Raw genomic sequence first — 12235 nt, forward strand, 5'->3', positions numbered from 1 at the left:
CCGGATTTCCGACCCGACGGGCTCGGTCTGTCTAGAAAGGACTTACTTGGCCTTCTCGAGGACCTCGACCAGCCGCCAGCGCTTGGTGGCCGACAGCGGACGGGTCTCCATCAGCAGGACGCGGTCGCCCACGCCCGCCGTGTTCTCCTCGTCGTGCGCCTTCACCTTGGTGGTGGAGCGCATGACCTTGGAGTAACGCGGGTGCTTCTTGCGGTCTTCCAGCGCAACCACGATCGTCTTGTCCATCTTGTCGGACACGACGAGGCCCTCGCGGACCTTGCGGTCGTTGCGCTTCTCGGTCTGAACTTCGTTGCTGTCGGTCATGCCGCACCCTCACCAGTGGATTCCGGCGAAGCGGAGAGGCCGAGCTCCCGCTCCCGCATCACGGTGTAGATCCGGGCGATGTCGTGCCGGACCGTGCGCAGCCGCCGGTTGTTGTCGAGCTGGCCCGTGGCCATCTGGAAGCGAAGGTTGAAGAGCTCTTCCTTCGACTCCTTCAGACGCAGCACGAGCTCTTCCTCGGTGAGCTCACGCAGCTCGGAAGCGGTGGTACCCGCTGCCATCAGAACTCACCACCCTCACGCGTAACGATGCGGCACTTCATCGGGAGCTTGTGGATCGCGCGGCGGAGCGCCTCGCGAGCAACCTGCTCGTTCGGGAAGGCCATCTCGAAGAGGACGCGACCCGGCTTGACGTTGGCCACCCACCACTCCGGCGAACCCTTACCGGAACCCATGCGGGTCTCGGCCGGCTTCTTCGTGAGCGGACGGTCCGGGAAGATGTTGATCCAGACCTTGCCGCCACGGCGGATGTGGCGAGTGATGGCGATACGAGCGGACTCGATCTGCCGGTTCGTCACGTAGGCCGGCTCCAGAGCCTGGATGCCGTACTCACCGAAGGTGACCTTCGTGCCGCCCTTGGCAGCACCCGACCGCTTGGGGTGGTGCTGCTTGCGGTGCTTGACCCTGCGCGGGATGAGCATGACTCAGCTCTCCGTCTTCTCTGCAGCAGCCGGGGCCTCGGCGGACGCGTTGGCGTCAGCTGCGGCACGACCGGCCTCGGTGCTCGTCGCGGTGGTGCCGCTGGCACCCGAGCGACGGGCCCGGTTCGGACGCTCGCCGCGGTCGCGGCGCGGGGCGCGGTCGGCCTGCGAGGGGGCCGCGTCGCGCTCGCGCTTGGCGGAGATGCCACCGACCACGTCACCCTTGTAGATCCACACCTTGACGCCGATGCGGCCGAAGGTGGTGCGGGCCTCGAAGAAGCCGTAGTCGATGTCGGCGCGGAGCGTGTGCAGCGGCACGCGGCCGTCGCGGTAGTGCTCCGAGCGGGACATCTCGGCGCCGCCCAGGCGACCGCCGCACTGCACGCGGATGCCCTTGACCTGCGGCGAACGCATGGCCGACTGAATGGCCTTGCGCATCGCGCGGCGGAAGGCAACGCGGTTGGACAGCTGCTCGGCGACACCCTGTGCCACGAGCTGCGCGTCCGACTCGGGGCTCTTGACCTCGAGGATGTTCAGCTGGACCTGCTTCTTGGTGAGCTTCTCCAGCTCACCGCGGATGCGGTCCGCCTCGGCACCGCGACGGCCGATGACGATGCCCGGCCGGGCGGTGTGGATGTCGACGCGAACCCGGTCACGGGTGCGCTCGATCTCCACCTTGGAGATACCGGCACGCTCCATGCCGCGCGAGAGCAGCCGACGGATCTTGACGTCCTCGGCCACGTACTCGGCGTACTGCTTGTCGGCGTACCAGCGGGACTTCCAGTCGGTGGTGATCCCCAGCCGGAAGCCGTGCGGGTTGATCTTCTGGCCCACTACCGGGTTCCCTTCGCGCTGGTCTTCTTCGGACGAGACTCCACCTCGATCGTGATGTGGCTCGTCCGCTTGCGGATCCGGTACGCGCGGCCCTGGGCACGCGGGCGGAAACGCTTGAGGGTCGGACCCTCGTCCACGTAGGCCGCCGACACCCACAGGGTGGCGGGGTCCAGGGACAGGTTGTTCTCGGCGTTGGCCATGGCGCTGGCGAGCACCTTCGCGACCGGCTCAGAGGCGGCCTGGGGCGCGAACTGGAGCACGGCCAGGGCCTCGCTGGCGTTACGACCCTTGATGAGCTCGACGACGCGACGGACCTTCATGGGGGTGTCGCGGACGTAGCGAGCCCGAGCCACGGCGCGCGGAAACTCCTGCGCCTCAGCGTCCTTACGGGCGTTCATCGCTGCTTTTCCCTTGCTCTTCTCAGTTCGACGCCTAGCGGCGACGAGACTTCCGGTCGTCCTTGATGTGGCCCTTGAAGGTGCGGGTCGGGGCGAACTCGCCCAGCTTGTGCCCGACCATGGCCTCGGTCACGAACACCGGGACGTGCTTACGGCCGTCGTGCACCGCGATGGTGTGGCCCAGCATGTCCGGGATGATCGTGGACCGGCGGGACCACGTCTTGATGACGGTCTTCTTGCCCGACTCGTTGAGAACGTCCACCTTCTTGAGCAGGTGGTCGTCCACGAAGGGGCCCTTCTTAAGGCTGCGAGGCATCCTTCACTCCCTCCCTGCTCAGCGCTTCTTACCGGTGCGACGACGCCGGACGATGAGCTTGTCGCTTGGCTTGCGGCGGCGGGTACGACCCTCGGGCTTACCAGCCGGGTTGACCGGGTGGCGACCACCGGAGGTCTTGCCCTCACCACCACCGTGCGGGTGGTCAACGGGGTTCATGGCGACACCACGCACGGTGGGCTTCTTGCCCTTCCACCGCATGCGGCCGGCCTTGCCCCAGTTGATGTTCTGGTGCTCGGAGTTGCCGACCTCGCCGATCGTGGCGCGGCAGCGGACGTCCACGTTGCGGATTTCGCCCGAAGGCATCCGCAGCTGGGCGTACGGGCCGTCCTTCGCCACGAGCTGCACCGAGGCGCCCGCCGAGCGGGCGATCTTGGCGCCGCCACCGGGGCGGAGCTCGATCGCGTGGATCACGGTGCCGACCGGGATGTTGCGCAGCGGCAGGTTGTTGCCCGGCTTGATGTCGGCCTTGGGGCCGTTCTCAACCGTGTCGCCCTGCTTCAGCTTCTCCGGTGCGACGATGTAGCGCTTCTCGCCGTCCGCGTAGTGCAGAAGCGCGATGCGCGCGGTGCGGTTGGGGTCGTACTCGATGTGAGCGACCTTGGCCGGCACGCCGTCCTTGTCGTTGCGACGGAAGTCGATCAAGCGGTACGCCCGCTTGTGACCGCCACCCTTGTGCCGCGTGGTGATCTTGCCCGACGCGTTGCGGCCACCACGGCCGTGCAGCGGGCGGATCAGCGACTTCTCCGGCGTCGACCGAGTGATCTCGGCGAAGTCGGAGACGCTCGCACCGCGACGACCGGGGGTCGTCGGCTTGTACTTGCGAATGCCCATCTCTACGCAGTCCTCGTCATCAGGCGGCAGGGCCGCCGAAGATCTCGATCGGCTTGCTGTCCGAGGACAGAGTCACGATCGCGCGCTTCGTGTCCTTGCGCTTGCCGAACCCGGTGCGGGTGCGCTTGCGCTTGCCCTGCCGGTTGATGGTGTTGACGCTGACGACCTTCACGCCGAAGACCTTCTCCACGGCGATCTTGATCTGGGTCTTGTTCGAACCCGGCGCCACCAGGAAGGTGTACTTGTTCTCCTCGAGCAGTCCGTAGGACTTCTCGGAGATCACCGGGGCGAGCAAGATGTCCCTGTGGTCGGGGATCACTTCGAGGCCTCCTCGTCCACCACGACCGCCGTGGCCTCGGCCGAGCCAGAGCCCGACTGGGCCTTGCTGGCGAGGAACACGTCGAGCGAGTCCTTGGTGAACACCACGTCGTCGTTGACGAGCACGTCGTAGGTGTTGAGCTGGTCGGGCGCGATCACGTGCACGTGCGGCAGGTTGCGCACGCTGACCCACGCGACCTCGTCGGTGCGGTTGAGCACCACGAGAACGCGACGAGCCTGGGTGACCGACTCCAGGACCTTGCGCGCGGTCTTGGTCGACGGGGTGTCCCCGTCCACCAGGCCGGACACGACGTGCACCTGGTTGGCGCGAGCCCGGTCGGAGAGGGCGCCACGCAGCGCGGCGGCCTTCATCTTCTTGGGCGTCCGCTGCGAGTAGTCGCGCGGCTGCGGGCCGTGGACGGTGCCACCGCCGGCGAACTGCGGAGCACGCGTCGAACCCTGGCGGGCGCGACCGGTGCCCTTCTGGCGGTACGGCTTCTTGCCACCACCGGAGACGTCGCCGCGGGTCTTCGTGGCGTGCGTGCCCTGGCGCGCGGCGGCTTGCTGAGCCACGACGACCTGGTGCAGCAGCGCGACGTTCGCCTGCGCGTCGAACACGGCGGCGGGAAGCTCGACCGTGCCGGCGGACTTGCCGTCCGGCGTACGGATCTCAACCGTCGACATCAGGCACCACCCTTCGCGGCCGTCTTGACGAACACCAGACCGCCCTTGGGACCGGGAACGGCGCCCTTGATGAGCAGCAGGCCGTTCTCCACGTCGATCTTGTGCACCTTCAGGTTCTGGGTCGTGACGCGCACGTGGCCCATGCGGCCGGCCATGCGCAGACCCTTGAAGACGCGACCCGGGGTGGCGCAGCCACCGATGGAACCCGGCGAGCGGTGCTTGCGCTGGGTGCCGTGGCTGGAGCCGAGGCCCCGGAAGTTGTGGCGCTTCATGACACCCGCGGTGCCCTTGCCCTTGCTGGTGCCGGTGATGTCGACAACAGCGCCGGCCTCGAACACCTCAGCGGTGATCTCCTGGCCGACCTCGTACTCGCTGGCGTCGACCGTGCGCAGCTCCACCAGGTGGCGACGGGGCGTGACCCCGGCCTTGGCGAAGTGGCCCGCGACGGGCTTGTTGACCTTGCGCGGGTCAATCGCGCCGGTCGCCAGCTGGATGGCCGTGTAGCCGTCCTTCTCCTCGGTGCGAACCTGGGTGACGACATTCGGCTCGGCCTTCACGACGGTCACCGGGACGACCCGGTTGTTCTCGTCGAAGACCTGAGTCATGCCGAGCTTGGTGCCCAGGATGCCCTTGATCTGCCTGTCAGACATTGGTCCGTTACTCTCCGCGCCCAACGCTTACTGGATGTTGACGTCGACGCTGGCCGGCAGGTCGATGCGCATGAGCGCGTCCACCGTCTTCGGCGTCGGGTCGAGGATGTCGATCAGTCGCTTGTGCGTGCGCATCTCGAAGTGCTCGCGCGAGTCCTTGTACTTGTGCGGCGAGCGGATGACGCAGTACACGTTCTTCTCGGTGGGCAGCGGCACCGGCCCGACGACCCGAGCGCCGGTGCGCGTCACGGTCTCCACGATCTTGCGCGCAGACGCGTCGATCGCTTCGTGGTCGTAGGCCTTGAGCCGGATGCGGATCTTTTGTCCCGCCATGATGGCTTGCCGTTCCTCTGCTTCTCGTACCGCTGCGGTGCGGTGCCTCGGATGAGGCCTGTTACAGCCTCTTGGCGCGCTCCGCCCCTGTTGAAGTGTCATGGTGCCCGGTCCACGCGGTCGGGCGTGTCGCGCCCGGTGCGCATACCGGTCCCACTCAAGGTCTCCCCGGTGGGATTGGGCCTACCACAGCCCATGCACCCTGATGCCCATCTCCGCAAGGAGGCGTTCACTAACAGGGCGCGGACGCTCGGTCGAAGGGCTCGGACACGCACGAGTGCGACCCGGCCTTCGTCGAGCAACCCGTAAAGGATGCCACACGGGCGTGAGGCGGTCCAAATCGGGGTGGGTGAGTTGGAGGCAGATCACGTGCGGATCTTGGCCGGTGAACCACCCCGTCCGTCGCTTGTGGAGCGACGACCGTGACGGTTTCTTTGTCCGGCAACGGAATCCCCCGCAGCCGATCTGCGCCCGTTCACCCTGCGCGGTGTGACGTGAGCTGACGCACACATCGGGTCCTACAACGACGAAGGCCGGGCCAACGAGGTCGTTGGCCCGGCCTTGCGCCGAACTGCTGCTACAGCTGGGTCACTTGATGATCTTGGTGACCGAGCCGGCGCCGACGGTGCGGCCACCCTCGCGGATCGCGAAGCGGAGGCCCTCGTCCATGGCGATCGGCTGGATCAGCTTGACCGTCATACCGGTGGTGTCACCCGGCATGACCATCTCGGTGCCCTCAGGCAGCGTCACAACGCCGGTCACGTCCGTGGTCCGGAAGTAGAACTGCGGACGGTAGTTGTTGAAGAACGGCGTGTGGCGGCCACCCTCGTCCTTGGACAGGATGTAGACCTGAGCCTCGAACTCGGTGTGCGGGGTCGTGGTGCCCGGCTTGACGATGACCATGCCGCGCTCCACCTCCTCGCGCTTGATGCCGCGGAGCAGCAGGGCGGCGTTGTCGCCGGCCTGGCCCTCGTCGAGGAACTTCTTGAACATCTCGATCGAGGTGACCGTGGTCTTCTTCGAGGTCTCCTTGATGCCGACGATCTCGACCTCTTCGTTGACCTTGATGATGCCGCGCTCGATACGGCCGGTGACGACCGTGCCACGACCGGTGATCGTGAAGACGTCCTCGACCGGCATCAGGAACGCCTTGTCGGTCTCACGGGCCGGCTCCGGGATCGCGGAGTCGACAGCCGCCATGAGCTCGAGGACGGACTTGCCCCAGGTCTCGTCGCCCTCCAGCGCCTTCAGCGCCGAAACGCGCACGACCGGCAGGTCGTCGCCCGGGAACTCGTACTCGGAGAGCAGCTCGCGGACCTCGAGCTCGACGAGCTCCAGGATCTCCTCGTCGTCGACCATGTCGGCCTTGTTGAGCGCGACGACGATGTAGGGGACGCCGACCTGGCGGGCCAGGAGGACGTGCTCCTTCGTCTGCGGCATCGGGCCGTCGGTCGCCGCGACCACCAGGATGGCGCCGTCCATCTGCGCCGCACCGGTGATCATGTTCTTGATGTAGTCGGCGTGACCGGGGCAGTCGACGTGCGCGTAGTGACGGTTCTCGGTCTGGTACTCGATGTGAGCGATCGAGATCGTGATACCGCGCTGCTTCTCTTCCGGCGCCTTGTCGATCTGGTCGAACGCGAACGAAGCGTTCACATCGGGGTACGCGTCGTGCAGAACCTTGGAGATCGCCGCGGTCAGCGTGGTCTTGCCATGGTCGATGTGACCGATGGTGCCGATGTTGACGTGCGGCTTCGTCCGCTCGAACTTCGCCTTCGCCACTGGATTGTCCTCCTGGACTTCTTCTTTGCTGGTCCGGCGGGCAATGTAGTGGCCGCCCGCCGGACTGACACGTCAGGGTCGGGATTGCGGACCCCAGGGAGTCACCCCCGGAGAGCCCGCGGTGGAACTGCGGTGCTCCGGTGTGGGGTTACTCCCCAGTCGCCTTCGCGATGATCTCCTTCGAGACGTTCGCGGGAACCTCTGCGTAGGAGTCGAACACCATCGAGTAGTTGGCACGACCCTGGGTCTTGGACCGCAGGTCACCCACGTACCCGAACATTTCCGACAGCGGAACCAGCGCCTTGACGACACGGGTACCGCTGCGCTCCTCCATGGCCTGGATCTGGCCACGGCGGGAGTTCAGGTCGCCGATCACGTCACCCATGTACTCCTCGGGCGTCGTGACCTCGACCGCCATCAGCGGCTCGAGGATCGCCGGGGAAGCCTGACGAGCAGCTTCCTTCAGCGCCATGGAGCCGGCGATCTTGAACGCCATTTCCGACGAGTCGACCTCGTGGTAGGCGCCGTCGAGCAGCGTCACCTTCACGCCGACCAGCGGGTAGCCCGCCAGCACGCCGTACTGCATCGCGTCCTGAGCACCCGCGTCGACCGACGGGATGTACTCGCGCGGGATGCGACCACCGGTGACCGCGTTGACGAACTCGTAGAGAGCGCCGTCCTCGGTCTTCTCCAGCGGCTCGAGGTCGATGAGGACCTTCGCGAACTGGCCGGAACCACCGGTCTGCTTCTTGTGCGTGTAGCTGTACTTCTCGACCTTCTTGCGGATGGTCTCGCGGTACGCCACCTGCGGCTTGCCGATGTTGGCCTCGACCTTGAACTCGCGGCGCATGCGGTCCACCAGGATGTCCAGGTGGAGCTCGCCCATGCCGGCGATGATGGTCTGGCCGGTCTCCTCGTCCAGGTTGACCCGGAAGGTCGGGTCCTCCTCGGCGAGCTTCTGGATCGCGGTGCCCAGCTTCTCCTGGTCGGCCTTCGTCTTGGGCTCGATGGCGACCTGGATGACCGGCTCCGGGAACGTCATCGACTCGAGGACGATCGGGTTGGCCGGGTCGGCAAGGGTCTCACCGGTCGTGGTGTCCTTCAGACCGATCACGGCGTAGATGTGACCGGCGATGGCCTCGGTGACCGGGTTCTCCTTGTTGGCGTGCATCTGGAAGATCTTCCCGATGCGCTCCTTGCGGTCCTTGGTCGCGTTGACGACCTGGGTGCCGGAGGCGACCTTGCCCGAGTAGACCCGGATGTAGGTCAGCTTGCCGAAGAACGGGTGCACGGCGATCTTGAACGCCAGCGCCGAGAACGGCTCGCTGGAGTCCGCCTTGCGGAAGGCCGGCGTCTCGCCGTCCTGCAGCGTGCCCTCGACCGGCGGGAGGTCCAGCGGCGACGGCAGGAAGTCGATCACCGCGTCGAGCATGGGCTGAACGCCCTTGTTCTTGAACGCGGAACCGCACAGCACCGGGTAGGCGGTGCCCTCGGCGACGATCTTGCGGATACCCGCCTTGATCTCGTCGACGGAGAGGTCGCCCTCCTCCAGGAACTTCTCCATCAGCTCGTCGCTGGTCTCGGCAACGGCCTCGAGAAGCGCCTCGCGGAACTCCTGCGCCTTGTCGACGAGGTCGGCCGGGATCTCCTCGACCGTGTAGTCCTCGCCCTTCTGGACCTCGCCACGCCACGTCAGAGCGCGCATCTCGACCAGGTCGACGACGCCGATGAAGTCGCTCTCGGCACCGATCGGGATCTGGATCGGGAGCGGCTTCGCGCCGAGGCGCTCGGAGATGGTGCGGATGGTGAAGTAGAAGTCCGCGCCCAGCTTGTCCATCTTGTTGACGAAGCAGATGCGCGGGACGTCGTACTTGGTCGCCTGCCGCCAGACCTGCTCGGACTGCGGCTCGACGCCCTCCTTGCCGTCGAAGACGGCAACGGCGCCGTCGAGGACGCGCAGGTTGCGCTCGACCTCGACGGTGAAGTCGACGTGGCCGGGCGTGTCGATCAGGTTGATCTGGTGGTTCTTCCAGTAGCAGGTCGTCGCGGCCGACGTGATGGTGATGCCGCGCTCCTGCTCCTGCTCCATCCAGTCCATCACGGCAGCGCCGTCGTGGACCTCGCCGATCTTGTAGCTGATCCCCGTGTAGAAGAGGATCCGCTCAGTCGTCGTGGTCTTGCCCGCGTCGATGTGGGCCATGATCCCGATGTTGCGGACCTTGGCAAGATCAGTGAGCACGTCCTGTGCCACGGGTCTTTCCCCTGTCTTGAGCTTCGTGAGCTCACTAGGGCTGGGAGAGCCCGGCCTCTCGCGAGGCCGGGCGTCACATCACCAGCGGTAGTGGGCGAAGGCCTTGTTGGACTCGGCCATCTTGTGCGTGTCCTCACGGCGCTTGACGCTCGCACCGAGACCGTTGCTCGCATCGAGCAGCTCGTTCATCAGACGCTCGACCATGGTCTTCTCACGACGCTGCCGCGAGAAGGTGATCAGCCAGCGCAGCGCCAGCGTGGTGGCACGGCCGGGCTTGACCTCGACCGGGACCTGGTAGGTCGCGCCACCGACGCGGCGGCTCTTGACCTCGAGAGCCGGCTTCACGTTGTCGAGCGCGCGCTTCAGCGTGACGACCGGGTCGGTGCCGGTCTTCTCGCGAGCGCCCTCGAGGGCTTCGTAGACGATCTTCTCGGCCACCGAGCGCTTGCCGTCGATCAGCACCTTGTTGATGAGCTGAGTCACGAGCGGCGAGCTGTAGACCGGGTCGGAGATCAGCGGCCGCCTGGGGGCCGGTCCCTTGCGGGGCATCTCAGCTCTTCTCCTTCTTCGCGCCGTAACGGCTGCGAGCCTGCTTGCGGTTCTTCACACCCTGGGTGTCGAGAGAGCCACGGATGATCTTGTAACGAACACCCGGCAGGTCCTTCACACGACCGCCACGCACGAGCACCATCGAGTGCTCCTGGAGGTTGTGACCCTCACCGGGGATGTACGCCGTGACCTCGATACCGCTGGTCAGCTTCACGCGAGCGACCTTGCGCAGTGCGGAGTTCGGCTTCTTGGGGGTGGTGGTGTAAACGCGGGTGCACACACCGCGCCGCTGCGGCGAGCCCTTGAGGGCCGCCGTCTTCTGCTTCGCCACCTTGTCCTGGCGGCCCTTGCGGACCAGCTGCTGGATCGTTGGCATTCGCCGGCTGCTTCTTCCGTCTTTGCGGGTTCGCCTCGCGGTTCACCCTCGTGTTTCTTGTTCCCTCTCTGCACCCGAGGTCGGGCGTGTCGCCCGCTCCCAAGGTCCGCAAGCAACAGTTCAGACCACCAAGGGCTTCAACTGCCACTGCGAGTGGAGGACACCGCTGCCTCACGGGCACGCGGAGCGGCCCGACATGGGTCGGGCACGAGTAGCAAAGATACCCGCCCACGTCTACCCGGGTCAAAACGGGGGTGCCGCACGTGCACGTGCAGTAGACATCAGGCCTGCGGATTCATCCCGACGGGAAGGCGCGAGCGGTGTGGCGGCAGTGGATCGTGCCGGGCGTGCTGACGGCTCCGTCCGTGGCGGGTTTCACAGTTCTGGCCGGCCCGCACCTCGAGGACGGGCACAACCAGTCCGCAGGCGACTGGGTCACTCGATCCGGGGACGTGCCCGGGCCTGCCTCGGTCCCGGCGAGAAGACCCACCTTCCACGCACAGTCCGCCACGACCATCTGCCTGGGGAAGCCGTGAAACTCGCCGTTCTGCTCGCCGCGCTGACGCTGACCCTCGCCGGCTGCTCCGGGTGGCACGAACAGGCCGGCGTCGGCGAGTGCGCGAAGCAGGTCGACGTGAACGGCACCAGCGTGAACATGGCCGAAGTGGACTGTTCGTCCGACGAGGCCGTGTACCGGGTGTCGTCGCGCGAGAGGCGCACGATGTGCCCGACCGGTGACTACCTGGACGAGTCGTCCGGGCGGTCGCGGAAGACAGGCGGGACCAGGTACTGCTACGTGCTCAACGTCCGCGAGGGCGACTGTCTCAAAGCGACGAACCAGTACTTCCAGCGCGTGGCGTGCGGAACGGGAACCCGCAAGGTGACCAAGGTCGTCGACGGCACGTCCGACCGCTCGTTGTGCGCCGGGAACGACTCGAGGACGTACTCGCAGCCGATGAAGACGATCTGCATCACCAACTGAGCTGTTCGGGCTACGGGACTCGCCGAGGTTCGGTACGTTGCCGTGGTGCTCGACGACGATCAGCTAGCGGCTCGTAACGCAGAGTTGCGCGGCACCCTCGACAACCTGATGAGGGAGCTCAAGCAGCGCACCGACGGGTTGCGCGACGCCCAGGCGGCCATCGCGGCGATGACCGGCGTGGCGTCCTCCCCCGACGGCAACGTCGTGGTGACGGTCGACTCGACCGGGGTGCTGGACAAGCTGGAGCTGGGCCCGCGGGCGTTCGAACGGGTGACACCGGAGCAGCTGGCGCAGACGATCACGCAGGTGGCCCGCCGCGCCGCCGGGAACGTCCGCGACCAGGTCAACGCCCAGATGGCCCCGCTGACGTCGGAAGAGGGCATGGTCGACCTGCCCGACATCGTGCCGGGCGCGCCGTCGTTGAAGGACATCTTCAAGGTGGAGCAGCGCGACGAGCCGCCACCTCCGCCGCCACCGTCCGATGAGGACTTCGGCTCCTCGGTGCTGCGCCGCGAGGCCCGCCCCGTGCAGCGTGCCGCGTCCTCCGAGCCGGACGACGACGACTTCGGCGGCAGCTCGATCATGGGCCGGGGGAACAACTGGTGACCGGTGGCCACACGTGGATGGACGCGGCCGGCGTGCGGTCGGCGGCGTCCAAGATGGGCCGCACCGGCGAGGAGATGGCGACGCACGCGGCCGCGCTGGCCCGCGGCCTCGACGCGGAGGGCCAGTGCTGGGGCAACGACGAGGCGGGCCAGAAGTTCGGCACCGACTACGTCCCCGCCTCGCAGGGCGTCCGCGAGGTGATGGCGAAGGTCGCCCAGACGTTGCAGGACATCGGCAAGAACCTCGAAGAGTCCGCGAACCTCATGGAGCAGCAGGACGACTTCAACGCACGCGGCATCAGCGGCTGAGCATTCTGGGGGAA

At 66.7% G+C, this 12235-nt stretch carries 18 protein-coding genes; 3 read left to right on the forward strand and 15 right to left on the reverse strand.

The annotated features are described in order from the left end of the window. Positions 1-42 precede the first annotated feature (42 nt). From rpsQ to rpsL, 15 genes are all read right to left on the reverse strand, one after another. A complete protein-coding gene (gene rpsQ, locus ABZV40_RS02760) occupies positions 43-324 on the reverse strand; it encodes a 30S ribosomal protein S17 (protein WP_189259760.1) in 282 nt (93 codons plus the stop codon). Next, on the reverse strand, positions 321-563 hold the full coding sequence (gene rpmC / locus ABZV40_RS02765; RefSeq protein WP_030473460.1) for a 50S ribosomal protein L29: 243 nt from the start codon (positions 561-563) through the stop codon (positions 321-323). The genes rpsQ and rpmC overlap by 4 nt, the downstream gene beginning before the upstream one ends. After that, a complete protein-coding gene (gene rplP, locus ABZV40_RS02770; RefSeq protein ID WP_030473461.1) occupies positions 563-982 on the reverse strand; it encodes a 50S ribosomal protein L16 in 420 nt (139 codons plus the stop codon). The genes rpmC and rplP overlap by 1 nt, the downstream gene beginning before the upstream one ends. A 3-nt stretch (positions 983-985) precedes the next feature. Next, positions 986-1816 (reverse strand): 30S ribosomal protein S3, encoded by an 831-nt coding sequence (gene rpsC / locus ABZV40_RS02775; RefSeq protein ID WP_355434702.1) that lies wholly within the window; start codon positions 1814-1816, stop codon positions 986-988. Next, the gene (rplV, locus tag ABZV40_RS02780; protein WP_355434706.1) at positions 1816-2214 is read right to left on the reverse strand and encodes a 50S ribosomal protein L22; all 399 of its coding nucleotides are present in this window, start codon (positions 2212-2214) and stop codon (positions 1816-1818) included. The genes rpsC and rplV overlap by 1 nt, the downstream gene beginning before the upstream one ends. A 34-nt stretch (positions 2215-2248) precedes the next feature. Continuing rightward, positions 2249-2530 (reverse strand): 30S ribosomal protein S19, encoded by a 282-nt coding sequence (rpsS, locus tag ABZV40_RS02785; protein ID WP_015105260.1) that lies wholly within the window; start codon positions 2528-2530, stop codon positions 2249-2251. Positions 2531-2548: 18 nt separating this feature from the next. Beyond that, complete coding sequence (gene rplB, locus ABZV40_RS02790) at positions 2549-3382, reverse strand: 50S ribosomal protein L2 (protein ID WP_109628772.1); 834 nt, start codon at positions 3380-3382, stop codon at positions 2549-2551. A gap of 19 nt (positions 3383-3401) precedes the next feature. After that, the gene (gene rplW, locus ABZV40_RS02795; RefSeq protein ID WP_030473465.1) at positions 3402-3701 is read right to left on the reverse strand and encodes a 50S ribosomal protein L23; all 300 of its coding nucleotides are present in this window, start codon (positions 3699-3701) and stop codon (positions 3402-3404) included. After that, positions 3698-4384 carry a 50S ribosomal protein L4 gene (rplD, locus tag ABZV40_RS02800; RefSeq protein ID WP_355434710.1) on the reverse strand — a complete coding sequence of 229 codons (687 nt, stop codon included), beginning with the start codon at positions 4382-4384 and terminating at the stop codon, positions 3698-3700. The genes rplW and rplD overlap by 4 nt, the downstream gene beginning before the upstream one ends. After that, the gene (gene rplC, locus ABZV40_RS02805; RefSeq protein WP_109628779.1) at positions 4384-5034 is read right to left on the reverse strand and encodes a 50S ribosomal protein L3; all 651 of its coding nucleotides are present in this window, start codon (positions 5032-5034) and stop codon (positions 4384-4386) included. Before rplC ends, rplD begins: the two co-directional genes overlap by 1 nt. A 27-nt stretch (positions 5035-5061) precedes the next feature. Beyond that, positions 5062-5367: a 30S ribosomal protein S10 gene (gene rpsJ, locus ABZV40_RS02810; RefSeq protein WP_003938093.1), complete on the reverse strand. Its 306-nt coding sequence runs from the start codon at positions 5365-5367 to the stop codon at positions 5062-5064. A gap of 588 nt (positions 5368-5955) precedes the next feature. Next, positions 5956-7149, reverse strand: a complete 1194-nt coding sequence (gene tuf, locus ABZV40_RS02815; protein WP_355434714.1) for an elongation factor Tu — start codon at positions 7147-7149, stop codon at positions 5956-5958. 148 nt (positions 7150-7297) lie between these two features. Further along, on the reverse strand, positions 7298-9400 hold the full coding sequence (fusA, locus tag ABZV40_RS02820; protein WP_355434717.1) for an elongation factor G: 2103 nt from the start codon (positions 9398-9400) through the stop codon (positions 7298-7300). 78 nt (positions 9401-9478) lie between these two features. Beyond that, the gene (gene rpsG, locus ABZV40_RS02825; RefSeq protein WP_189259753.1) at positions 9479-9949 is read right to left on the reverse strand and encodes a 30S ribosomal protein S7; all 471 of its coding nucleotides are present in this window, start codon (positions 9947-9949) and stop codon (positions 9479-9481) included. A gap of 1 nt (position 9950) precedes the next feature. Beyond that, entirely contained in the window at positions 9951-10325 is a 375-nt protein-coding gene (gene rpsL, locus ABZV40_RS02830; protein WP_030473471.1) for a 30S ribosomal protein S12, read from the reverse strand. Positions 10326-10857: 532 nt separating this feature from the next. Between rpsL and ABZV40_RS02835 the strand changes: the two genes are divergently transcribed. From ABZV40_RS02835 to ABZV40_RS02845, 3 genes are read left to right on the forward strand one after another with little or no spacing between them, the layout of a single operon-like run. Further along, positions 10858-11307 carry a hypothetical protein gene (locus tag ABZV40_RS02835; protein WP_355434720.1) on the forward strand — a complete coding sequence of 150 codons (450 nt, stop codon included), beginning with the start codon at positions 10858-10860 and terminating at the stop codon, positions 11305-11307. 45 nt (positions 11308-11352) lie between these two features. Further along, complete coding sequence (locus ABZV40_RS02840) at positions 11353-11913, forward strand: YbaB/EbfC family nucleoid-associated protein (RefSeq protein ID WP_355434723.1); 561 nt, start codon at positions 11353-11355, stop codon at positions 11911-11913. After that, positions 11910-12221: a WXG100 family type VII secretion target gene (locus ABZV40_RS02845; RefSeq protein ID WP_355434726.1), complete on the forward strand. Its 312-nt coding sequence runs from the start codon at positions 11910-11912 to the stop codon at positions 12219-12221. The genes ABZV40_RS02840 and ABZV40_RS02845 overlap by 4 nt, the downstream gene beginning before the upstream one ends. The last annotated feature ends 14 nt before the right edge of the window (positions 12222-12235 follow it).

This window comes from Lentzea sp. NPDC004782, assembly GCF_040609115.1.
Taxonomy (GTDB): Bacteria; Actinomycetota; Actinomycetes; order Mycobacteriales; family Pseudonocardiaceae; genus Lentzea.

What these genes read in the sequence shown, in the direction of transcription:
- rpsG (WP_189259753.1), bottom strand. Translation starts at nt 9,949, where the DNA reads ATGCCCCGCAAGGGACCGGCCCCCAGGCGGCCGCTGATCTCCGACCCG.
- rplD (WP_355434710.1), bottom strand. Translation starts at nt 4,384, where the DNA reads ATGTCGACGGTTGAGATCCGTACGCCGGACGGCAAGTCCGCCGGCACG.
- rplC (WP_109628779.1), bottom strand. Translation starts at nt 5,034, where the DNA reads ATGTCTGACAGGCAGATCAAGGGCATCCTGGGCACCAAGCTCGGCATG.
- rpsL (WP_030473471.1), bottom strand. Translation starts at nt 10,325, where the DNA reads ATGCCAACGATCCAGCAGCTGGTCCGCAAGGGCCGCCAGGACAAGGTG.
- rpsS (WP_015105260.1), bottom strand. Translation starts at nt 2,530, where the DNA reads ATGCCTCGCAGCCTTAAGAAGGGCCCCTTCGTGGACGACCACCTGCTC.
- rpsQ (WP_189259760.1), bottom strand. Translation starts at nt 324, where the DNA reads ATGACCGACAGCAACGAAGTTCAGACCGAGAAGCGCAACGACCGCAAG.
- rpsJ (WP_003938093.1), bottom strand. Translation starts at nt 5,367, where the DNA reads ATGGCGGGACAAAAGATCCGCATCCGGCTCAAGGCCTACGACCACGAA.
- rplV (WP_355434706.1), bottom strand. Translation starts at nt 2,214, where the DNA reads ATGAACGCCCGTAAGGACGCTGAGGCGCAGGAGTTTCCGCGCGCCGTG.
- rpmC (WP_030473460.1), bottom strand. Translation starts at nt 563, where the DNA reads ATGGCAGCGGGTACCACCGCTTCCGAGCTGCGTGAGCTCACCGAGGAA.
- rplP (WP_030473461.1), bottom strand. Translation starts at nt 982, where the DNA reads ATGCTCATCCCGCGCAGGGTCAAGCACCGCAAGCAGCACCACCCCAAG.
- rplB (WP_109628772.1), bottom strand. Translation starts at nt 3,382, where the DNA reads ATGGGCATTCGCAAGTACAAGCCGACGACCCCCGGTCGTCGCGGTGCG.